Annotated in this window: 22 protein-coding genes; 6 read left to right on the top strand and 16 right to left on the bottom strand. The window is 47.2% G+C overall.

The features are described from left to right. A partial coding sequence (locus ACN0VA_RS11785) for a hypothetical protein (RefSeq protein ID WP_417821347.1) occupies positions 1–1516 on the bottom strand: 1516 nt, incomplete at its 3' end. After that, positions 1517–2086, bottom strand: a complete 570-nt coding sequence (locus ACN0VA_RS11780; RefSeq protein ID WP_417821346.1) for a hypothetical protein — start codon at positions 2084–2086, stop codon at positions 1517–1519. It lies immediately after the preceding gene. Positions 2087–2319: 233 nt separating this feature from the next. Between ACN0VA_RS11780 and ACN0VA_RS11775 the strand changes: the two genes are divergently transcribed. Beyond that, entirely contained in the window at positions 2320–2889 is a 570-nt protein-coding gene (locus ACN0VA_RS11775) for a hypothetical protein (RefSeq protein ID WP_417821345.1), read from the top strand. Positions 2890–2928: 39 nt separating this feature from the next. Here ACN0VA_RS11775 and ACN0VA_RS11770 read toward each other — a convergent pair whose 3' ends face one another. The 7 genes from ACN0VA_RS11770 to ACN0VA_RS11740 form a co-directional block, all read right to left on the bottom strand. Continuing rightward, on the bottom strand, positions 2929–3198 hold the full coding sequence (locus ACN0VA_RS11770) for a hypothetical protein (protein WP_417821344.1): 270 nt from the start codon (positions 3196–3198) through the stop codon (positions 2929–2931). Between the two features lie 80 nt (positions 3199–3278). After that, complete coding sequence (locus tag ACN0VA_RS11765; protein ID WP_417821343.1) at positions 3279–4100, bottom strand: phage capsid protein; 822 nt, start codon at positions 4098–4100, stop codon at positions 3279–3281. A 134-nt stretch (positions 4101–4234) separates the two neighbouring features. Next, positions 4235–4909 (bottom strand): capsid assembly protein, encoded by a 675-nt coding sequence (locus ACN0VA_RS11760; RefSeq protein ID WP_417821342.1) that lies wholly within the window; start codon positions 4907–4909, stop codon positions 4235–4237. Between the two features lie 17 nt (positions 4910–4926). Continuing rightward, positions 4927–5202: a hypothetical protein gene (locus ACN0VA_RS11755; RefSeq protein ID WP_417821341.1), complete on the bottom strand. Its 276-nt coding sequence runs from the start codon at positions 5200–5202 to the stop codon at positions 4927–4929. Beyond that, the gene (locus tag ACN0VA_RS11750; RefSeq protein ID WP_417821340.1) at positions 5186–6793 is read right to left on the bottom strand and encodes a portal protein; all 1608 of its coding nucleotides are present in this window, start codon (positions 6791–6793) and stop codon (positions 5186–5188) included. The genes ACN0VA_RS11755 and ACN0VA_RS11750 overlap by 17 nt, the downstream gene beginning before the upstream one ends. Position 6794: 1 nt before the next feature. Next, positions 6795–7004: a hypothetical protein gene (locus ACN0VA_RS11745; RefSeq protein WP_417821339.1), complete on the bottom strand. Its 210-nt coding sequence runs from the start codon at positions 7002–7004 to the stop codon at positions 6795–6797. A 194-nt stretch (positions 7005–7198) separates the two neighbouring features. Continuing rightward, positions 7199–8644 (bottom strand): hypothetical protein, encoded by a 1446-nt coding sequence (locus ACN0VA_RS11740; RefSeq protein WP_417821338.1) that lies wholly within the window; start codon positions 8642–8644, stop codon positions 7199–7201. A 78-nt stretch (positions 8645–8722) separates the two neighbouring features. Between ACN0VA_RS11740 and ACN0VA_RS11735 the strand changes: the two genes are divergently transcribed. Next, the gene (locus tag ACN0VA_RS11735) at positions 8723–9418 is read left to right on the top strand and encodes a tetratricopeptide repeat protein (RefSeq protein ID WP_417821337.1); all 696 of its coding nucleotides are present in this window, start codon (positions 8723–8725) and stop codon (positions 9416–9418) included. Then, positions 9418–10173, top strand: coding sequence for a tetratricopeptide repeat protein (locus ACN0VA_RS11730; RefSeq protein WP_417821336.1), 756 nt, complete (start codon positions 9418–9420; stop codon positions 10171–10173). Before ACN0VA_RS11735 ends, ACN0VA_RS11730 begins: the two co-directional genes overlap by 1 nt. Positions 10174–10246: 73 nt before the next feature. Here ACN0VA_RS11730 and ACN0VA_RS11725 read toward each other — a convergent pair whose 3' ends face one another. Together ACN0VA_RS11725 and ACN0VA_RS11720 are read right to left on the bottom strand one after the other, a co-directional pair. After that, positions 10247–10645 carry a hypothetical protein gene (locus ACN0VA_RS11725; protein WP_417821335.1) on the bottom strand — a complete coding sequence of 133 codons (399 nt, stop codon included), beginning with the start codon at positions 10643–10645 and terminating at the stop codon, positions 10247–10249. Next, entirely contained in the window at positions 10638–11027 is a 390-nt protein-coding gene (locus ACN0VA_RS11720; RefSeq protein WP_417821334.1) for a hypothetical protein, read from the bottom strand. Before ACN0VA_RS11720 ends, ACN0VA_RS11725 begins: the two co-directional genes overlap by 8 nt. Before the next feature lie 136 nt (positions 11028–11163). On the opposite strand from ACN0VA_RS11720, the gene ACN0VA_RS11715 reads away from it, so the two are divergent. Together ACN0VA_RS11715 and ACN0VA_RS11710 are read left to right on the top strand one after the other, a co-directional pair. Next, entirely contained in the window at positions 11164–11796 is a 633-nt protein-coding gene (locus ACN0VA_RS11715; protein ID WP_417821333.1) for a S24 family peptidase, read from the top strand. A gap of 281 nt (positions 11797–12077) precedes the next feature. Further along, a complete protein-coding gene (locus ACN0VA_RS11710; RefSeq protein WP_417821332.1) occupies positions 12078–12929 on the top strand; it encodes a branched-chain amino acid aminotransferase in 852 nt (283 codons plus the stop codon). A 541-nt stretch (positions 12930–13470) separates the two neighbouring features. On the opposite strand, the gene ACN0VA_RS11705 is transcribed toward ACN0VA_RS11710, so the two are convergent. From ACN0VA_RS11705 to ACN0VA_RS11695, 3 genes are all read right to left on the bottom strand, one after another. Further along, positions 13471–14358, bottom strand: coding sequence for a LysR family transcriptional regulator (locus tag ACN0VA_RS11705; protein WP_188666122.1), 888 nt, complete (start codon positions 14356–14358; stop codon positions 13471–13473). Between the two features lie 119 nt (positions 14359–14477). Next, positions 14478–15425, bottom strand: coding sequence for a thioredoxin-disulfide reductase (gene trxB, locus ACN0VA_RS11700; protein WP_417821331.1), 948 nt, complete (start codon positions 15423–15425; stop codon positions 14478–14480). Between the two features lie 135 nt (positions 15426–15560). After that, positions 15561–16166: a peroxiredoxin gene (locus ACN0VA_RS11695; RefSeq protein WP_188666126.1), complete on the bottom strand. Its 606-nt coding sequence runs from the start codon at positions 16164–16166 to the stop codon at positions 15561–15563. 351 nt (positions 16167–16517) lie between these two features. Here ACN0VA_RS11695 and ACN0VA_RS11690 point away from each other — a divergent pair, with 351 nt between their 5' ends. Further along, positions 16518–17015, top strand: coding sequence for an Lrp/AsnC family transcriptional regulator (locus ACN0VA_RS11690; RefSeq protein WP_417821330.1), 498 nt, complete (start codon positions 16518–16520; stop codon positions 17013–17015). A gap of 59 nt (positions 17016–17074) precedes the next feature. Here the strand turns inward: ACN0VA_RS11690 and greA are convergent, their stop codons facing one another. Continuing rightward, positions 17075–17548, bottom strand: a complete 474-nt coding sequence (gene greA, locus ACN0VA_RS11685; RefSeq protein ID WP_417821329.1) for a transcription elongation factor GreA — start codon at positions 17546–17548, stop codon at positions 17075–17077. Between the two features lie 85 nt (positions 17549–17633). Continuing rightward, positions 17634–20894, bottom strand: a complete 3261-nt coding sequence (gene carB / locus ACN0VA_RS11680) for a carbamoyl-phosphate synthase large subunit (RefSeq protein WP_417821328.1) — start codon at positions 20892–20894, stop codon at positions 17634–17636. Positions 20895–20966 lie beyond the last annotated feature (72 nt).

Below are 20966 nucleotides of genomic sequence, written 5' to 3'. Positions count from 1 at the left end.
CTTCACCAAGAACCGCCCCATCGGCAACCAACAGAACCACCTGTTCGTTTAAATGATCCAACCCGGACCATACAAGCCCACCGTCATCATCAAAACCACTTAGTCCGGCATCTGTTGATAATTGATCATCAAAAATTTCAATCAGGTACGTACCGTTTCGCTCAACAAGAACATAAGCGTCCTGTCCAACAATACAGACATTTTTGAATTTGCCCTGCGTATCCAGAACGGACCATGCCGATATTTTTTCTGCACGATACACACTGAGCGCCCCCATCGTGCCATCATGCATCACCATATAGAACAAACGCCGGTAACTGTCATAATCCTGATCCTGCGGATCATTCATAATGTGTTTGCATAACATGGCCAAATCATTGGACTGATAAGACTGTTCCACATCTGCATACAAGAATTCACGTAAATCCTGCCCGTCCCGGCTCACAAACAAAGTGGCTCCATCCACGTTACGAGGCGGAACATAACGATCAATCGGCGAACCAACCCGTGTTTGTCGTTTCAATTGAATTGTTTCCGGTGTTAAAGGGTCGCCTGAAACCATCCATTCCGCCCCGGACGTAAAGACCTGTAGATGTTTCGACGAAAATAAAGCCCTTATCGCATTGACTTGATCTGATAAAATCGCAAATTCAATGGCTTCATCGTCCAGACCTTCCCCTAAATCAAAATTAAACAAATCAGATGATTTGGACATCCACAAGCGGTTGGGCAAATCGCGCGTTCCCCCAATCACCAAACGATCCTGATGGAAGACCACAGAGACCGGCCAGCCATGAACCGCTGAGAACGATTGTTCCTCCCAGTCTTTTGTTGCCTTTGTATCGACCAGACCATCCTTTTCTTTCACTTCCGCCTCAGCTTGTGTCGGTGATGTAACAGATAAGATTTCGACTTCTTTTTTCGCCAATCGAACACGCGTACCAATATGCCCATCGACAAACACATCGGCACTGGCTGTCAGCGTCACAGTCCCTGTTGTCGCGCTTGCTTGCAAAGTGACATTGTCGTCACTAAACTTATAATAGGGCTGCAAGATATGGCCGATTTCCTCATCCTCATAAAAAGACCAATCCGTTAAAGACCAATCAACATGAGACGTACGGGTAATTTTGCGCGGCGAAACATCCGGATGAACAACCAACAAAGTATCGGCACTTTGCGTCCAGATCAGTTTTGGTAGTTGTTCCTCGGTCCACGGTGTTTCAATATCCACATCTTTCACCCCGTCGCGATAAACCGACATTTTCAGATGAGAAAAAACCAACAAGTAGATTTGATCAATATTGAATTCAAACGCCACCAGCCGTGAAGGGCCGAATGCTTGACCAACGTGACGCAATCCCGCACGCCGACGTAAACCGCCAGTGGGATAAATAATCAGGTTACGCACCTGTGCCATTCCGTTTTCATAAGCTTTCAAATCCCCTCGTCCAATCAAATAGGGAGAGACTTCCCCGCCAGAAAAACTGTTTTTCGAGATCCGTGTACGCGCCATTTAATACCTCACCCCAATCAATCCGTTTAGATCGATTTGCTGTGGCGTTTGCTGTTGCGCATCGATATTGCGCGCTTTCATCAAATCCTTCTCGCCAAAGCGTAACAGAGCTTCCCCCCTTGAGGCACTTTCCGTCAGCGGCAAACAAAATTCCGCCGCCAAATGCGTAATCAGGCATTGCGTGAAATAGGGTGGAAATTCCGTCGGTTCGGGGCGGAAAATATACGTCAGAACCACATCCTCCATATCACAATGCAGACGTTTTTCCTGAATGCGATATGTTGCCCCCCGCCCTAAATCACCGGTTCCGACCGACAAGGCGCGTAAAAAATCAACCGGCAGTTGGTACGCATATGAAAAGTCGGCAATTGGTCGACTGGTCAGTCGGGCCAGTCGGGTTTGGGCGGTTGCAAAACTCCAGGGATAGGATGACAAAAGCGCATCACGCACACCCGGATATAAATTTTGGGCAACTTCTGCTTCTGCCGAACCATCCTCGAAGGACGAAATTGTACGTGCCCCGATCTTCAATAAAGCACGCGAGCATAATCCAATTTTAGTCAGGGACATCCTGCCCTCCTTTTATCTATCTTTTGTTGATTTTGGTATAATGAGAACCGCGCCTCCTGCGCGATAAACCATCAAAATGTCGTTCCAAATTCTACCCACGGGGGATTTTTGACACTTTTTCATGCCATTCATTGAAAAGTCACTTGCCCAACTTAGGAACTTATGATTCCTTCTATAGGAGAGTCCTTTACCTTTAATCTGATGCTATTTTTTGCGAGAGTGATGGAGCATTCATGTTGGTTGACAACAGTGAAAACAATCGAAACAAACAACGTCAACAAATCACTCAATTCATCGGAAGTTTAAAAGATAGAACCGATGAACTGGATGGTTGGGCCAGACATGCCGAAGCCGCCATGAGTGGCGAGGGGTTCAAAACGTATCTTGAATTTCGAGATCTTGTCGTTGAATGCGAAAGTTTCAACGAGGTTATCCAACGTCGACTGGAAAAATCCGAAAAAGAAGGAGGTAATCCAGACCTTCAATCCCAACTGGATGAATTGACGGCACGCCAACTCACACTTGCCATCCATGCCTCTTTAAAATTCTTGCGCTATATTGCGGAAAAAAACCTGCCGATCGGCTCTCGCGATGTGTTCATCCGTGAACTGAACGATTTGCACCGTATGAAAAAAAGCCTGGATAACGAACGTCTTCAGGGAAAAGTCGATGAAGCGGCACTCGAAGATCAGCGCAAGGTTGAAGAAATTCTCAACGTCGTTATTGAAAAAGCCCCGCAACTTTTCAGCTTTGACAATCTGGAAGACGACGAAGAAGACGCACCGCAAGAATTCAAGCTGTAGGATATCCCCCTGCACTTACAAGGGGATATCTCTTTGACCTTAATCGGTATTTGATGCACCAACCGCTGTGATATCCGCCAGATCGACACCAGCCCCTGTGCTGGATGCAACAAGGAAGATACCAGCCGCCGGTGTGCCGTCCGTATCCACGTTTGCCATAACCATATCGCCGGTGCGCAACATATCGGCTGCCTCATTGAAATAGGCCGACGTATCCACATCGCTTGCTACATCCGTTGTCGTATAATGCCAAAGCGTAAAACCGTTAGAATAGGCCAAGACGCTGAGATTTTTAGATTCAAAAGCCATTTAAATTTCCTTTTCAAAAAAGAAAAGGCCCCGTATGACAATCATACAGGGCCAAAGTTAGATAAGGGAGTTCGAAACCGTTAAGCGGCTTCCAGACAACGCAACGAAACAACACCGCTCGGATCAATCAAGGTAGAGCCTTGGCTCATCATGTTATTGACAAAGTGAGCTGCACGATCCCCATGCCAGGACACATCCGATTTGATATCATGACCAATCGCATGACCAATCGCTGTTTTGTGATACCAGTAACAATAACGCGCCGTCCCCGTTTTTGTCAGGCCGGAATGGGGCATCCACAAAGTTCCCAGCCATTTTTTGGCTTGCGTGCCTTTCCAGGGCAGATCGTCATCCCCCACATAATCAGCCTTGGTAAATTCGTCGATTTGCAACAAATCTGACCATTGCTTCCAACCGACAATCGCGTAACGATCACCATCATCAGGTACATCGGCCTCCCCCATCATTTCAAAGGCTTCCAAAACTTTTGTCTTGGTCAACCCATCGGTGGCATCCCCGGCAAAGTTGGTTGATTTATCCAATTCATTGATGATCAGATCATCGGTTTTACGGCCCAGCGCATAAGCACCAGCCTTGGACACCACCTGCAATTCATTGATGTTGGTCTTGATTTCGTCCAGTTTGTCGATCCAGTCACCGGCATAGTAATCATAAAGTTTACATTCCACCGGTTCATGATCAATATTCATAATCGGCACTTTACCGTGACGGCCCTTGGTGCTGGCTGTCCCTTTACCAATTTTTTGGAACGTGGTTGTCGCCCCTTGAATATTGTCCTTGGTCCGCACAGTATTACGTAACTTGGACCCCATTTGCTGGTATTGAAGGTGAACTTCGGCCACATAATGGCCAATAAACGACTGTTCAATTGTTGTACTCATGACAACACTCCTGTTTGATTTTTTTGAAAAGTTTAAGTCACCCGTCACAAATGCGGTTATGGATCATATCCGCCGCCTTGTCGGGCCGGTCAGGCGGGCCATCAAATTGGTTGTCCGCCGACAAAATGATTATGTTAGCCCGGATACAAACGGCGGAAACCGTCACGCACCCGTTCCACAATTGCGGGATCGCGATCGCGCCAATATTTGGGATCACGCATCAATTTGCGCACGTCCTGTTCATTGTGCGCCCCATGATGATCATTAAAAACGCCCAAGGCAGGTTCGCCTTCTTGACGGTTCATCATGTCATACAGACTGAGAACACCATCATAACTGGACGCCATCGCATTTAAGGCCTCAGGACCAAACTTGCGGCTACCCCAAGTCTGCATTTGTCGTGCGGTTTCCTGCCAACGATCTTCACCACCAAATTTTTCACACAAGCGGTCGACCTGTTGTTGTCCGTATAATTCGACAACAATTTCAGCGATCAACGGTTCCAGTGCTTCATGTGCCAGATCATAAACAAGTTGTACTTGTTCATTTGTAAACCCGGCATTATGCAGGCGTTGGTTGACATGTTCATCCGGTGTAAAGATATCGCTTTTGCATTCCACACAATATTCGGAATGATGCCCCGGCACCTGTCGGTGCTGACCTGCACCCACTTTGCGTTCCATTTCGCGATAAGATCGGGCAATGGCTTCAAGACGCGGTTCCCCACGTTGCTCGTCCCAAAATTTCTCTGGGAGGTAAGACGGACGTTGTTTGGACAATCCGTTCATTTCTTCTTTAAAATCAGACATTGTTTACCTTTTGTTCTCTATTGTTTACCAAGGCGACCTTGACGGACCAGCCCCATGATGTAGGAAACCAGATAGCGTTGCCCTTCAAGATGGCGCAAAATACCGTTATGGGCATTGGCTCCCAACGAACGCCCCAACGTCATTTCCGCCAGATGCGTTAAGACGGCTTCACCATCTTCGCCGCGAAAACATCGGGCGAACCGGGCGGGCAAATCTTCGGGAAGCTCATTTTTATCATCGGGATTCATGGCATTTTCAAACCAATCCCAACCGGATTTATGACGCGGTTGCATGACCAACCTCCTTCATCATTTCTTGTAATTGTTCAGGGTTTTGCATCAGGTTTTTAGCCATTTCACCGACTTGTCCCATATCCATCCCCTCAGGCAAGGTCATGGCACCTTGAGAGGGCGCCTGTTCCAATTCTTCCTGCGTTTTTAAAATATCGGCCGGCACGCCGTAAGCTTTGGCAAGAAAACGCGCCGTTTTAATCGGGTCGATCAATCCCATGGCCTGCGGTCCCAATGCACTTAACGACTGGATCCACGCAAGGATGTCTTGTGCCTCCTTGCGTGTCTGCTGACGGGCCAACGGGGATTTATATTGCAAATCCACATAACGCCCATCCACACGGACCGCTTCCACTTCCCCGCGGCGCACCAGAATGGCCAAGGCACGCACCACAAGCGGGGTTAGCAATTCCGCCTGCAAGCGACCATAAGTCGCCCCTAAAATACGCGCCATTTCCGCCGAACGTTCCAGCACTTCGGTTGCGGTCATTTGTTTGTTTTCAGTACTGCCCAGCTTATCGGCCAGCAAAGCGTGGCGAATACGTTTGCGTAATTCCTCCAGCACAACTTGTGACAGATCAAAACTACCGGGACTTTGCAACGGTGTTAATCCCGCAGAACCCACAGCCTTAGGAATAATTGTGCCCGGCACCAACTTGATCGTTGCCGGGTTTAACACCCCGTCATCATCAGCTTGCCAAATCCCGGTTACTGCAATTGATGCATTCTTTAATGCGAGTTCAACGACTTTGTTTGCGGTCTTGATATCCGGCAACGCCTTCATCACCGGGGATCGACCATAACTTTCCCCCGGCGCTTTCAACCAGCGAAACCCGATAAAAGGGGAATGGGAAAAAACGCCTTTGCGCAATAGGACAGGTTCCCCCACACCGCCATAACCATGTTCCAGAACCGCCATGTAATCAAACCGGGGACCGTTTTCAATCACGGCTTCCACCACAGCGTAACGATGATCTTTATCCTTTTCCGAACGGGCAACCATATCAGCCGGAAAATTGCCTTCCGGGAAACGGGCCTGCAAATGCGCAAACGTCATTTCATTGCGACGGAAGGTATCGCTTAACAACCCGCTGATGCCTTCTTCCATCATCACTTGTGATAAAGGAACAGCTGTAAAACGAAATGCGGATGCTTCGCCTGCCGGGGCTTCTTCAAACATCAAACAAGCACTGCCAACAGTGACCAAATCCAAGAAACACTGGTGCATTTCGATTGAAAAGTTGGATCTTTCGAAATGAGTTTGCAAAACCTTGGACGTTTTTTCCAATGTTTGATTTACCTCATCCAGTTGTTCAGGATCAACTTCCGGACCAGCCGTCAAACCAAACCAACTGGCCCAGGGCGGTGTCAAATGGGCGAGCATGCTGGCTGCCAATTGATCCACCGCATCCGGTGCCGTCCCGTCGAACAATTTGTCCGAACGTTTTTCCCCCGCAACGGCATGACTAAAAAAGCCACTGCGTTGCGGCAGGGCAAAGTCATAACATTCCTGCCAATGACTTTCCCAAACACCGCGCCTTTCTTTGGCTTTTTGATAGCGCTCCAGCACCATATTCGGTGTGAGTTCGCTCATATTAATCTCCTAACAACTGCTTGCCCTGCGTGGTCGTGGGATTACTTTGTTCCAAACCACGCCACGATGTCTGAATGGTCCCCTGACGACCCCGACGACGGCGTTCCATATTTTTCAGACGCTCTGTGCGTTCGGCCTCTGCCGGATCTTCCGGGGCCGGCGGTTCTGGTGGGGGGGCCGGCGGTTTTGGCGAAGAAAACATTCCACCCATTTGACAACTCCTTTATAAAATTGACCGGAAAACGAAAAAGCCGCCCTGTGCATCACGGCACGGGCGGCTTTTTCAAAATTGCTCAGGAGAAAAACACTCTGGTCACACTTCTCCTGTTGACTGAGAAAGAACATAGAACAAAACGCATTCAAAGTCAATGATTATTTTCCTATATTTTTAGAAAAAAATAACCGTTAGAAGTCAAACCCAAGATTATGAGCAAAACGATTGACGATCTCGTCCGTGTCTTGCGTCTTTGCCACTTGTTCAAAAGCGGCTTGTGTTTTGGGGCCGACAATTCCATCATCTTTCAGGTTTGCCCCCAGATCATTTAACGTATCCTGCAAGGCCAAACCTTCCGGCTGAAATCCCTCTTTTGGGGATTTCGCATTTCCGATTAACGGAGAAAAGGTTGCACTTAACTCTTCTGCTAAATTCTGCGCACCGTTCGTTTTGGCATCTTTCACCGTTTCTTTGACTTTGCCTAACGCCAAGGCCTCAGCCACCTTCGGTGTCCCATTTTCCATCACGGCCTTTTTCATGGCTTGCGCTGTTTTGGGGCCAACAATACCATCTTCTTTCAACTTCGGTGTTTTGCTGGCACCGGGCAAAGGAGACGGGTTCTTTTGACCGCTTAAGATATTCAAACCCGACTGCATTGCCCTAACAATATTGGTTTCATTGGCTTCATCAGGCATGACTGCTGGCGTGACCTGCTCCCCGGTCACTTCATCTGGCACCCTACCCTCATATGGTCGATAAGGCAGTATTCGATGAACGTGCTGCGAAGACGGCGATACAGAACCAATCAAATATTGTAACGCTTCACCCAATTCTTTACCGTCTGGCGTTTTTGTTGGAACAGGTTTTTTGCGGGCAGGGCGAATGGGCTTGGGCTGTTTCATCTTCCCTGTTTCATCATAGCCGATTTCCTGATCACCAAAGTGATGGACAAACCATTCACGTTCACGATTAAACAGTTCTTTTTTGCGGACTTCATCCTTGCTGTTCATACGTTCACGCATGATTTCGCGAAGCTCTTCCTCCGTCCAGTCTTTCGGGTCTTTATCCGCAATGGTGGTCCCGCTTTCTTTCCAAAGCTGTTCTATAATTTTATTGCGCCGCGCTCTTTCATCTGCGCTCACTTCTGGTTCTATCTTTGTCATAGTATCCTCTTGTTGATTAATCTTTTTTCTGCCTTCTAGGCTCACCCCCTTCATCGCAATATCACCTTTTCTTTTCGCCCACGATGATCTAATTTTATCCTCTTCCTCTGGCGACACATATTTATCAATTGACGGAGATCTTTGATCCAACCATCGTCCCTTAGCCTTTTCTTTTGCATATTTAATAGCCTCTTTCGGCTTCTCTCCTCGATCAACAGCTTCGCTGGCATCCCTAACAACACGAGAGTAATCCAGAAAATTATCAGGCAAACCTTCTTTTTGCAGTTCTCCAATCGCACGCTCACCTGTCATTTCAGGTGCGTTCGCACCAATAGAGGGACCGAGAAAAGGAATATTTCCACCGGATGCACCATGAGGATCTTCACCATAAATCCAATCTAAAACTCTTTTCTTAACTTGCCCTCTTGTTATTTTATCCTTCAATTTTTGGGAATTTTTTCTACTTTTAGGCATTTCTTTCTCCTTAAATAAAAGTTGCCAAATCATGTCATAATGCGCTTAATTATTTTTCCGCTAGATAGGTTCGACAACATGCGCATAAGCTTTTTTCTTTTCTTTTTTATTCTTCTACAAAGTTTGCCAAGCCTTGGGGCATCTTCACAAGCTGATGATGCGTTCCACAGACGTGATTACGTACACGCCTTTACACTTTACGAACAAGCTGCTCTCGATGGAGAAGCCTCTGCCCAATTCATGCTGGGCGTCCTCTACGAAAACGGTTGGGGAACCGATAAGAATCCAGAAAAAGCATTAGATTGGTATATGAAAGCAGCCGAACAAGGTCACCCTGATTCGCTTTATAATCTTGGGGTTATGCACTTCTATGGCAACGGAATCCCTAAGGATAGAAATCAGGGCATTGCCTACTATGAAGAGGCTCTCACCGTTCAATCAAGCAAAGCGGCAGAAGCGTTAGGCCGAATGCATCTATATGGTGAAAACGGTAAAAAAGACCCCCAAAAAGCAAGCTTTTACCTGTGGATGGCAACCGAGTGGGGAAATACACAAAGCCTCTATTTGTTAGCTCATATGTATCTCAAAGGCATCGGTGTCAAACAAGATGAGTACGCAGGCATTCTCATGCTTATTGAGGCTGCGAATAAAGGCGTTCAAAAAGCGCGCGACGACATCCAACGCTTCGAGCGAGATAACGCAAGCACTTTTCAAAATTATTTAAAGCGCAAATATAACCATACTGAACCGCCTTATAGCTGGTTGGCAAAATAATGCAATTTGGATTGGCAGGCCTTATTATTTTCTTCATTGTCCCCATCTTCTCAACACTCTCTTTTGCAAGTGAAAAAGAAGCAAATGCTGCTTTTGACGAAAAAAAATATGAATTGGCGCTCAAGCTTCATCTGGTAGAAGCAAACAAAGGCAATGCCTCATCTCAACACATGCTAGGTCTCATGTATAGCGATGGCCTTGGCACACCCAAAAAACCCCTAAAAGCCAAATATTGGTATGAGAAAGCAGCCGAGCAAGACCATCACCTCTCTCTATTTAACTTAGGTGTTATGTATCTATATGGAGAACATATCCCCAAGGATCCTGGCAAGGCCCTTGCTTTATTCAATCGCGGATATGAATTAGGTTCACCCTTTTGCTCTGAAGCATTGGCACGCATCTATATTTACGGGGAAGGTGGTATTCCAAAAGATATAGAAAAGGCAAAATCCTATCTCAAGTTTTCTGTTGAAAGAGGTATGCCAATTAGCTTGTATCTTTTTGCCCAGATGTATTTGCATGGTGTCGGCTATCCACAAAACGAATACCGGGCAGCCCTTTTATTTGCTGAATCAGCAAACGCGGGGCTCCAAAAGGCAAAAGATGAAATTAAACGTATTGAAAGCAATGTGGGCATGCCTTTAGAGGTTTATCTCAAGAAAACCTATAACCACACCCAACCTTTAAAAAACATAAAAATATGCCCGACACCATCGGCCAGACGATACAAATGCACAATAACGTGGCAGGACTAAAGAAAAACCGGAGTGCTTGAAAAACACTCCGGTCACACTTCTCCTGTTGACTGAGGCTATATGTAGCAAATCCTCACACAGAAGTCAATATATTTTTTCCTATATTTTCACTTTTTGTTCCTTTTAAGTGTGAAAAAAGTTGCCACGGCGTGAGAACAAAACGATCGCGAATACCAAGAAGACGTTTTACCACCTCCACGCAACTCATCGGTGCCAGTGCAAACGGCTGGCTTTTTTGCGCTTGCGGTTCCACCGTCACCACGTGCATTCCCATATCGCGATACCAGCGAATTAAGCCTGCCAGCTCATAGCCTTCCAGAATTTTAAGTGTAAAATTATTGCTCAATGGATCAACCCAGATGCAGCCCCGGTCTGTCTCCAATATGACAAAGCAGTGACGAAAGCCGGGTTTCAGAAATTTCAACCACCATACGCCAGTATTGTCGCTGAACACCACCAAGGCTTTACTCATCTCTTTTCTCCTCTGTACGCACAATCCCTTTTTTCTGCAAAGCCACAGCCAGGCGCCCAAGTGCATCGCGCCACAAACAGGCATCTTGTTGTTCTTCTCGCATATATTCATCTGGCGGTGTCAGTTTCTCCCCATAAGATCCCAATACCTGTAAATGAGGATTCCCGATCAAACGCTGACGATAAATATCCATCACGGCACGATAAACATCATCCGGGTCACACGGGCGCGGTGTTTCTACCATTCCCGCCACAAACCGGGCGCCATCCATACGCATCAACTGACACCGCGAAAACCAAAACCAAGCCTCTTCACCATCGGCAAAGGGGACCGTTTCCACATCATGTGTTGGGGGCAAAACAATTCTTTTTGTTGAGGACATAAGCATACCTTCCTGCGCATAAAAAAAACGGAACACAACGTGAACATTTATTTATCTTATTTTATTCCTGAGTCAACTAGAAATTTTGCATAAATTCCTATATCATTCCTATTCCATTTTTAGGATAATACCCCCCATGTTAAAACATGCAGACATATGGCGCGCCATTGACCGGCTTGCACACGAATACGGTTTATCCGCATCAGGACTGGCAAAAAAGGCTGGTCTTGATCCAACCACGTTCAATAAAAGCAAACGCTTAACCCGCGAAGGCAAAGCCCGCTGGCCAAGCACGGAAAGTATCGCAAAGATACTGGAAGCCACCCATTCCGACTTATCTGAATTCATTGGCTATGTGCATGGCGAAGGCGGCAAGGGTGTTTTTCGAAACGTCCCCCTGATCGGTCTTGCACAGGCGGGTTCCAACGGATTTTTCGATGACGCAGGCTACCCAACCGGTGGAAGCTGGGACGAAATCCCCTTTCCCGATATTCCGGATGCGAATGCCTATGCCCTTGAAATAACAGGGGCAAGCATGGAACCCGTATATCGTGACGGCGATATGGTTTTGGTCTCCCCCCAAGCCAACATTCGACGCGGGGATCGCGTTGTCGTTAAAACCCAAGAGGGTGAAGTCATGGCCAAACAGCTACGTCGTCGGTCCGCTCGTCGTATTGAGTTGCAGTCCCTTAATCCCGAATATGAAGACAGGTCATTTGAAATGGAAGAAATCATCTGGATTCATCGCATTATTTGGGCCTCTCAATAATTAAGAGCCGTACAGCCCTTTACGAACACCTAAAACAAAACTAGGTTTGTCTTCCTATTTTATAAAGGAAGACACCATGACTTGTTACGAAAATCGCTTTAACGGGCCAATCCCGCAATTTTTAACCAAAGACTTGTCTTTCGAAAAAAGGTTGAAAAACAGTCGGCTCTATTGTGAACTGGTTAGGAATAAAATTTGGCGGCAGAAGCATTCAAAAAGAACTTCAAATCTTGAATTCTTGCCCCAACATATAAATGAAGAAAACGCTTAGGGAGTAAACGATGGGGAATATCGGTAGCGGTCAAACGTGGACCTATGTTGACAGACAATGGTTTCCTGACAATCCAAAGATTATGGGCCCGCGCACACATGGTGTCTGGCTTTCATCCAGCGTCTTTGACGGCGCGCGTGCCTTTAATGGTGTCATCCCCGATCTGGAAGCCCATTGCGAACGCGTGATACAATCGGCACGTATTCTGGGAATGGCCCCCATGTTAAGCACACAAGAAATTGTCGAGCTTTCATGGGAAGGGGTCGCAAAATTCCCTGCTGACAGTGAGCTTTACATCTGCCCTATGTTTTATGCAGAAACCGGTTTTATTGCGCCAGATCCAGCAAGTACGCGTTTCACATTGTCTGTTTTCGATGCGCCCCTTCCTGCCCCAACAGGTTTTAGCGCCTGCAAGTCCAGTTTTCGACGTCCTGCACGCGATATGGCACCAACGGATGCCAAGGCATCCTGCCTTTATCCCAATGTCGGGCGCTGCGTCAACGAAGCCAACGAAAAAGGTTTCGATACAGCCGTGGTGTTAGACCCTGTCGGTAACGTAGCTGAATTTGCCTATACCAATCTGTTTTATGTAAAGGATGGATGCCTGTTTACCCCGCAGGCAAACGGGACATTTTTAAACGGGATTACACGTCAAAGAGTCATAAAACTGGCAATAGAAAACAAAATTGATGTCATTGAAAAAGCCGTTTCCTTTGACGAATTGTTTGAGGCGGACGAAATTTTCGGTACCGGGAATTATTTTAAAGTCGGTCCTCTGACGCGTCTGGAAGATCAAACATTCCCTATCGGCCCCTTGACCATGCATTTGCGAGATCTCTATTTCGACTGGGCAAAAAAATAGCCGGACCCGAAGGCCCGGCAAGTCATAACAGGGAGGCTTCACGTCTGGGAGACGTAGGACCAAAAACTTGGCCCAAAAAACGGGGCGGGAACCCCGGAAAATTCATAAACACTGCATCGCAGCATTTTCTGTCCCTTTATGTATCTTTTTTCACTTACCTGCGCCAGCCTCTTTTCAACAAGGCAAATATGCATTTTTTGCATGGCTTTTATTTTAATTATTATAAAAACAAGCTGTTATAAGAAGAATGAGATTGCGAAAAGCAAAAAAAAACCGGGTCACGAAGACCCGGCAAGTTTTAACAGGGAGGCTTCACGTCTGGGAGACGTAGGGTCGACCCGTAAAGGGGACCCTCACACTCAGGAAAATCCTGAGGGGAAGAGACTTTGCTGCAACGCAACAAAGTCGATGAACCCTTTGTACCGTGTTGCAGCAATGCATACCATAGTTAAATAAGTAGATCAGCCATGCAACAACTGCATAGCCTGATCATTATTTATAAAATTATAGATATTTTTCAACCGCTTGGTCAGTTTTTACCCTAGATTGCCTGCGCCATTTTGCGGACAATAAAATCACGAAACAGTGTAATTCTTTTAGAATTTCTCAATTCTTCGGGATAAACAAAGTAGGTGTCGATCACCGGACCACGTAATTCGGGGAGAATCTCAACCAGATTCCCCACTTCCCGGCTCATATATTCCGGCAAAGCCCCAAGGCCGATTCCACTTTGAACCGCGCGATAAATACCATAAACGTTATTCACCCGCAAAGCGGCTGTTCTTCGCGTTCCATCCGTACGACCGGCCGATAACAACCAATTTAAACCTTGAACCGGCTGTTTCACATCATCGCCATAAACAATAATACGATGGTTATCCAGATCTTTCGCCGTTTTCGGCATTCCATATTTCTTGAGATATTCCGGTGCGCCGTAAATATGGTAAGGCATGCTCCATAAATGGCGCTGAATAAGATCCGGCTGCTTGGGTGCACTCATGCGAATCGCCACATCGGCTTCGCGCATGGATAAATCCAGCTCGTTGTCAGTTAAAACCACGCTCACTTCAATATCGGGATATAATTCGAGAAACTCACGTAACTTGGGCGTTAACCACGTCGAACCGAATGCCACCGTCGTCGTAATTTTAAGCGTGCCCTGCGGCTTTTCCCGGCTTTCCATCAATTGACTTTCAACCATTGCCAGCTTAGCAAAGACATCATGGGCCGTTTTATAGAGCATTTCGCCCTGCTCTGTCAGGATCAAACCGCGTGCATGCCTGTGAAAGAGGCTCACTTGCAAGCTTTCTTCCAATGCACTGATTTGCCGGCTCACGGCCGATTGGCTGAGATTCAAATTTTCCCCGGCGTGTGTAAAACTGCCTGCTTCTGCAACGGCATGAAACACACGTAATTTATCCCAATGCATTCAATTTTCCATTCTTCCTGCGCATAGTCGCCATGCATATATAGCATAGATAAGTAAGGCGAAAGGAAAAAACATCCTGTCGCCTCGCAAAAATTCAAATTAATGGAAAATCAGGCAACTCAGCCTTCTTGCTCACCCAGAAAACGTTCTGCTTCCAATGCGGCCATACAGCCTGTTCCAGCAGCCGTCACCGCCTGTTGATACACTTTATCCTGTACATCACCAGCAGCATAAACACCTGCAAGACTGGTCTGCGTGCTATCCGATTTGGTCACAATGTAATTTTCATCATCCATTTCCAACTGACCTTGGAAAAGGGATGTATTGGGATCATGTCCAATCGCAATAAAGGTACCATGCACGGGAATAATTTTCGTTTCATCCGTCTTGACGTTTTTGACTTTAACGCCCGTTACACCAAACGGATCATCTTCCCCGACAATTTCATCCAGAACACTATCCCAGACCATTTCCACTTTTTCATGCTTCAGCAAACGATCCTGCAAGATCTTTTCGGCCCGTAATTCGTCCCGGCGGTGGATCAAATAAACCTTGGATGCAAAATTCGTCAAATACAAGGCTTCTTCCACGGCCGTATTGCCGCCACCGACAACAGCCACTTCTTTACCGCGATAGAAGAACCCATCGCAGGTCGCACAGGCTGATACGCCAAAACCTTGGTATTTCTGCTCTGATTCCAATCCCAGCCAACGTGCCGAGGCACCGGTACAAATCACCAATGTATCACCGGAATAAATCGTGCCGGAATCCCCGGTTAATTTAAAGGGGCGCGACGAAAGGTCTGCTTCAATGATGGTATCATCAAACATCGCTGTTCCGACATTTTCTGCCTGAGCATGAAACTGGTCCATCAACCAAGGCCCCTGAACGGGGTCGGCAAAGCCCGGATAGTTTTCTACGTCCGTTGTAATGGTCAATTGACCACCCGGCTGCAAACCTTTAACCAGAATCGGTTTCAGGTTGGCGCGTGCTGCATAGATGGCAGCCGTATAACCGGCAGGACCGGAACCGAGGATCAAGACTTTTGAATGATGATGTTCGGACATAAAAATGTATCCTTGTATTAACTGTCAGCTGTTTGGGGACGATAATCTATGCACCTTGTCGCAAATGCGCAAGTCAGAAGAAAAAAGGGAAGCCGGAGCCTCCCTTTCTTTCATATTTTCCAAGGGATATAAGCCTTAGAGATTATCTGCGTTATCTGCCAGATAGGCCGCAACACCGTCCGGCGTTGCTGTCATACCAGAATCGCCTTTGTTCCAGCCTGCCGGGCAAACTTCGCCATGTTCTTCGTGGAACATCAGTGCATCCAATGTACGCAGTGTTTCATCAACATTACGGCCCAACGGAAGGTCGTTCACCAACTGGTGACGGACAACACCATTTTTATCGATAATGAATGTACCGCGGAACGCAATGCCCGGGCCGGTTTTGACACCGTAAGCCGTTACAATGTCTTTGGTGATATCAGCAACCATCGGGAATTGAACCTGACCCAAGCCGCCTTCATTTACCGGCGTATTTTTCCACGCAAGGTGTGTGAAGTGCGAATCGATGGAACAAGCAATCACTTTTGCGCCGCGTTCTTCAAAAGCTTTGACGCGGTGGTCAAAAGCGATGATTTCAGAAGGACATACAAAGGTGAAATCCAACGGATAGAAGAACAGAACGCCATAGGAGCCGTCCAGGTAGGATTTGAGGTTAAATTCACCGTCAATGGAGTTATCGCCCATTACGGCCGGTGCTGTAAAATCGGGGGCTTCTTGACCTACGAGAACTTGAGACATTATCTCTTCCTTTTTTTAGAATGATTCAAAACTTTATACAGATTACATATCCTGGCTCCAGTTTGCAAGAGCCGAGTGAAGCGCTGTAAGTATAGGTACTGTAATGTCTTTTATATTTTTCAGCTAACTAAAATATAACAAAAACACCTTTCAAACCGATACGAAATCGAAACATTTTTTCTAAAGTACGGTCTAAACCGTCAAAACGGTGTTCTTTTTTTTTGCGTTAATAGAAAAAAACTCTTCCAAAAGAAATTTTATTTCCTATTTTGGCGAAGCTTTGCTTGGCTTCACCGCCGGATCATTGTAATATCATTGCGTCAAACATGGTGTTTTTGGAGTAGAATTATTATGCAAAAGGTCAAACTTGACCGAATCGACAAACGTATTCTTGCAGACCTGCAAGAAGACGGTCGCATGACGAACGTTGAACTGGCTCGCCGTGCTGGCATATCGGCTCCGCCCTGCTTACGCCGTGTGCGCGCTTTGGAAGAAGCAGGTTTCGTGCGGGGCTACCATGCCGACCTCGACCCTGCTGCACTGGGTTTTAACGTCACCGTCTTCGCTCACGTTGGCTTGAACAGTCAGGCTGAAGTCGATTTGAAGGCGTTTGAAGACCTCGTTCAAAAATGGCCGGAAGTTCGCGAATGTCATATGTTGGCAGGTGAAACCGACTTCTTGCTAAAAATTGTTGAGAAAGATTGGGATTCGTACCAGCACTTTCTGACAAAACATCTCACTGCAGCCCCCAATGTGGCCCATGTGAAATCTGCAATGACCATTCGCAGTGCGAAAAACATTCCCGGCGTCCCGATCAAGGTTGACGGGCCGGAACCGGATGAAGAATAGACCAAAAACAAAAAGGGCCGCCCGAAGGTGGCCCTTTTTGTTTTTGGGAAAGTCCGTCGTTATTTATAATCGACTTCAATAATTTCGTATAATTTCGCACCACCCGGGGTACGAACTTCAACACTGTCGCCCAGTGATTTTCCAATCAAACCACGCGCCAGCGGTGAACTGACGGAGATTTTACCTTTCTCCAAATCAGCTTCATGCTGACCAACAATTTGATATGTGGTTTCTTCATCTGTTTCTTCATCCGCAACCATCACCGTTGCACCAAAACGGACCACATCACCAGATAATTGGCTGGTATCAATGACTTCAGCGACACTGATCACGGCTTCTAGTTCTTTAATCCGGCCTTCGATAAAGCCCTGTTTTTCACGTGCGGCATGATATTCGGCATTTTCCGAAAGATCACCATGTTCGCGTGCTTCAGCAATCGCGGCAATAACAGCCGGGCGTTCAACTGATTTCAGGTTTTTCAATTCTATTTCAAGCTGAGCATACCCCTCAGCTGTCATGGGTATCCGGTCCATTGTCTTTTCCCAAAAACAAACAACAAAAATACGACACGCCCCCAGTCCACTGGAGGCGTGGCGTTAAAATCTCATCCTTCCAAAATTAGAAGGAATTGTCAAAATACGACTGAAGTGATCTGACTTCAAGTACTTCTGCACGCAAAGCATCAATCGCTTCACTTGCCGCATAAGCGCCCGCCATTGTCGTATAGTACGGAATACCTTGCGTTAAAGTCTCGCGACGAATGGAATAACTGTCCTCAATCGCCTGAATCCCCTCGGTCGTATTGATTACCAACTGGATTTCGTCATTCTTAATGGCATCCACACAATGGGGGCGACCTTCGATCACTTTGTTGACCTGCTTTGTCGAAATTCCTTTGCTTTCCAGGAACTTGGATGTTCCCTCAGTGGCCAGAATGCTAAAGCCCATATCAACGAGTTTTTGCGCAATCGGGGCGATCTTTTCTTTGTCACGCTCTTTCACAGAAATAAAGGCACAGCCTTCTGTCGGCAAATGCGACCCGGCCCCCATTTGTGATTTCAAAAAGGCGGTCGGGAAATCTTTATCCAGCCCCATGACCTCGCCTGTAGATTTCATTTCCGGGCCTAACAGGACGTCAACGCCGGGGAATCGGGCAAACGGGAAAACCGCTTCCTTCACCGCGACATGGTCCAGTTTCGGCATTTGTCCTTCCAGACCAAAATCGGACAATTTCTCGCCCGCCATGACACGCGCGCCAATTTTTGCCACCGCAACCCCTGTTGCCTTGGCCACAAACGGCACAGTCCGGGATGCCCGTGGGTTGACTTCAATGATGTAGATAACATCTTCTTTCACCGCAAATTGTACGTTCATCAAACCGATGACCTTCAAGGCTTTTGCCAGCGCAACAGCCTGATCTTTCAACTCGCCGATAATTTTGTCACTCAAGGAATAAGGTGGCAAGGAACAAGCAGAGTCACCGGAGTGAATACCCGCTTCTTCAATATGTTGCATAATTCCGGCGATATAAACGTTGCCGTCACAATCCCCGATCGCATCCACATCCACCTCGATCGCATCTTGCAAGAAGCTGTCCAGCAAAACCGGGCTATCCCCAGAAACTTTCACCGCATCTTTCATATAGCGTTTCAAACGATCCATAGAATGAACGATTTCCATCGCCCGTCCGCCTAAAACATAAGATGGACGAATAACCAGCGGGAAACCGATACTTTCGGCAACTTTCAGGGCTTCTTCTTCAGATCGGGCCAAGCCGTTTGACGGTTGTTTCAGCCCCAGCTCTGCCAGTAATTGTTGGAAACGTTCACGGTCTTCTGCCAGATCGATGGCATCCACACTTGTTCCCAAAATCGGAATATCGGCCTTTTCCAGCGCATTCGCCAACTTCAAAGGCGTTTGTCCACCATACTGAACGATAACCCCTTTAACCGTGCCATTGCCTTGTTCAACACGGATCAGTTCAATCACATCTTCTTCTGTCAGCGGTTCAAAATACAAACGATCGGATGTATCGTAATCGGTGGAAACCGTTTCCGGGTTACAGTTGACCATTATGGTCTCGTAACCCGCCTCTTTCAAGGCATAGGATGCATGAACGCAGCAGTAATCAAATTCAATCCCCTGCCCGATCCGGTTTGGACCGCCACCAAGAATAATGACTTTTTCACGATTTGACGGGTCTGATTCACATTCCGGAACGCTCACCCCATCGCCTTCATAGGCTGAATACATATAAGAGGTCTTGGACGGGAATTCCGCCGCACAAGTATCAACACGTTTATAAGTCGGGTGAATATTCAGAACATGACGGCGATAGCTCACAACTTTGATGTCGCGTCCGGTCAATTCTGAAATCCGTTTATCGGAGAAACCCATCTTTTTGTAACGCTGTAAATCATCCGCTGAACGCGGCAGACCTTTCAAGGAAAGCTCTTCTTCCGCCTTGATCAAGTCTTCAATTTGGCGCAGGAACCACGGCTCATACTTACACGCCGCTTGAATTTCTTCCATGCTTAACCCATGACGGAAGGCTTGCGCAATCACCAGCAAACGGTCAGAACGCGGTTTTTGCAATTCGCGGATCACGGCCATTTTACCGTCCGGCCCGTCGGCCCCTTCGATTTCCACTTCGTTCAAACCGGTTAAGCCGGTTTCCATAGAACGCAGGCCTTTTTGCAAGGATTCTTGGAAAGTGCGACCGATTGACATGGCCTCACCGACGGATTTCATTGCCGTCGACAAGCTATCATCGGTGCCCGGGAATTTTTCAAATGTGAAACGCGGGATTTTAGTGACAACGTAATCGATACTCGGTTCAAACGAGGCCGGTGTGCAGCCTGTAATGTCGTTATCCAGCTCATCCAGCGTATAGCCCACCGCCAGCTTGGCAGCAATTTTTGCAATCGGGAAACCCGTTGCCTTGGAAGCCAGCGCAGACGAACGCGACACACGCGGATTCATTTCAATAACGATCATACGACCGTCTTTCGGGTTCACGGTAAACTGAACGTTTGATCCCCCGGTATCCACACCAATTTCACGCAGAACCGCCAGCGAGGCATTCCGCATGATCTGATATTCTTTATCCGTCAAGGTCATCGCCGGGGCAACCGTAATGGAATCGCCTGTATGAACACCCATCGGATCAACGTTTTCGATGGAACAAATAATGATGCAGTTGTCGTTCTTGTCGCGAACAACTTCCATTTCATACTCTTTCCAACCCAAAAGCGATTCTTCCACCAACACTTCAGACGTCGGTGACGCCGCCAGACCACTGGCAACAATTTGTTCGAACTCTTCTTTATTATAAGCCACACCGCCGCCGGTACCGCCCAGTGTGAAAGACGGACGAATGATCACCGGCAGACCAATTTCCTTTAATGCCTCGTTGGCTTCAGCACGCGTGTGGCACACAAATGAACGGGCATTTTCAAGACCGATTTTTTCCATTGCCGCGCGGAAACGTTCGCGGTTTTCCGCCTTGTCAATGGCATCCGCCGTCGCACCGATCATCTCGATCCCCAGGCGGTCCAATGTCCCATTCTCATAAAGGGCAAGGGCCGTGTTTAGGGCTGTCTGGCCCCCCATCGTCGGTAACAGAGCATCCGGTTTTTCTTTTTCAAGGATCTTGGCAACCACATCCGGTGTAATCGGTTCAATGTAGGTTGCGTCCGCCATGCTCGGGTCGGTCATAATGGTTGCCGGGTTGGAGTTCACCAAAATCACCCGATAGCCTTCCTCACGCAACGCTTTACAGGCTTGTGCACCTGAATAGTCAAATTCACAAGCTTGCCCGATCACAATGGGACCGGCACCAATAATCATAATCGATTTAATATCTGTACGTTTTGGCATGACTAACCTTATCGTCCTTCGTTTACCAACGTGGCATCCAGATAATCCAGACACCATACTTTACATCGCATA

Origin of the sequence: Terasakiella sp., assembly GCF_048267425.1 — a bacterium.
GTDB lineage: Bacteria > Pseudomonadota > Alphaproteobacteria > Rhodospirillales > Terasakiellaceae > Terasakiella.
Note: the sequence above shows the minus strand (reverse complement) of the source record. Positions and strands in the feature narration are given on the sequence as shown.

Bases quoted from the DNA above. Each gene is read 5' to 3' on its own strand.
- ACN0VA_RS11780 (WP_417821346.1), bottom strand. From the start codon at position 2,086: ATGTCCCTGACTAAAATTGGATTATGCTCGCGTGCTTTATTGAAGATC.
- ACN0VA_RS11775 (WP_417821345.1), top strand. From the start codon at position 2,320: ATGTTGGTTGACAACAGTGAAAACAATCGAAACAAACAACGTCAACAA.
- ACN0VA_RS11770 (WP_417821344.1), bottom strand. From the start codon at position 3,198: ATGGCTTTTGAATCTAAAAATCTCAGCGTCTTGGCCTATTCTAACGGT.
- ACN0VA_RS11765 (WP_417821343.1), bottom strand. From the start codon at position 4,100: ATGAGTACAACAATTGAACAGTCGTTTATTGGCCATTATGTGGCCGAA.
- ACN0VA_RS11760 (WP_417821342.1), bottom strand. From the start codon at position 4,909: ATGTCTGATTTTAAAGAAGAAATGAACGGATTGTCCAAACAACGTCCG.
- ACN0VA_RS11755 (WP_417821341.1), bottom strand. From the start codon at position 5,202: ATGCAACCGCGTCATAAATCCGGTTGGGATTGGTTTGAAAATGCCATG.
- ACN0VA_RS11750 (WP_417821340.1), bottom strand. From the start codon at position 6,793: ATGAGCGAACTCACACCGAATATGGTGCTGGAGCGCTATCAAAAAGCC.
- ACN0VA_RS11745 (WP_417821339.1), bottom strand. From the start codon at position 7,004: ATGGGTGGAATGTTTTCTTCGCCAAAACCGCCGGCCCCCCCACCAGAA.
- ACN0VA_RS11740 (WP_417821338.1), bottom strand. From the start codon at position 8,644: ATGCCTAAAAGTAGAAAAAATTCCCAAAAATTGAAGGATAAAATAACA.
- ACN0VA_RS11735 (WP_417821337.1), top strand. From the start codon at position 8,723: ATGCGCATAAGCTTTTTTCTTTTCTTTTTTATTCTTCTACAAAGTTTG.
- ACN0VA_RS11730 (WP_417821336.1), top strand. From the start codon at position 9,418: ATGCAATTTGGATTGGCAGGCCTTATTATTTTCTTCATTGTCCCCATC.
- ACN0VA_RS11725 (WP_417821335.1), bottom strand. From the start codon at position 10,645: ATGAGTAAAGCCTTGGTGGTGTTCAGCGACAATACTGGCGTATGGTGG.
- ACN0VA_RS11720 (WP_417821334.1), bottom strand. From the start codon at position 11,027: ATGTCCTCAACAAAAAGAATTGTTTTGCCCCCAACACATGATGTGGAA.
- ACN0VA_RS11715 (WP_417821333.1), top strand. From the start codon at position 11,164: ATGTTAAAACATGCAGACATATGGCGCGCCATTGACCGGCTTGCACAC.
- ACN0VA_RS11710 (WP_417821332.1), top strand. From the start codon at position 12,078: ATGGGGAATATCGGTAGCGGTCAAACGTGGACCTATGTTGACAGACAA.
- ACN0VA_RS11705 (WP_188666122.1), bottom strand. From the start codon at position 14,358: ATGCATTGGGATAAATTACGTGTGTTTCATGCCGTTGCAGAAGCAGGC.
- trxB (WP_417821331.1), bottom strand. From the start codon at position 15,425: ATGTCCGAACATCATCATTCAAAAGTCTTGATCCTCGGTTCCGGTCCT.
- ACN0VA_RS11695 (WP_188666126.1), bottom strand. From the start codon at position 16,166: ATGTCTCAAGTTCTCGTAGGTCAAGAAGCCCCCGATTTTACAGCACCG.
- ACN0VA_RS11690 (WP_417821330.1), top strand. From the start codon at position 16,518: ATGCAAAAGGTCAAACTTGACCGAATCGACAAACGTATTCTTGCAGAC.
- greA (WP_417821329.1), bottom strand. From the start codon at position 17,548: ATGGACCGGATACCCATGACAGCTGAGGGGTATGCTCAGCTTGAAATA.
- carB (WP_417821328.1), bottom strand. From the start codon at position 20,894: ATGCCAAAACGTACAGATATTAAATCGATTATGATTATTGGTGCCGGT.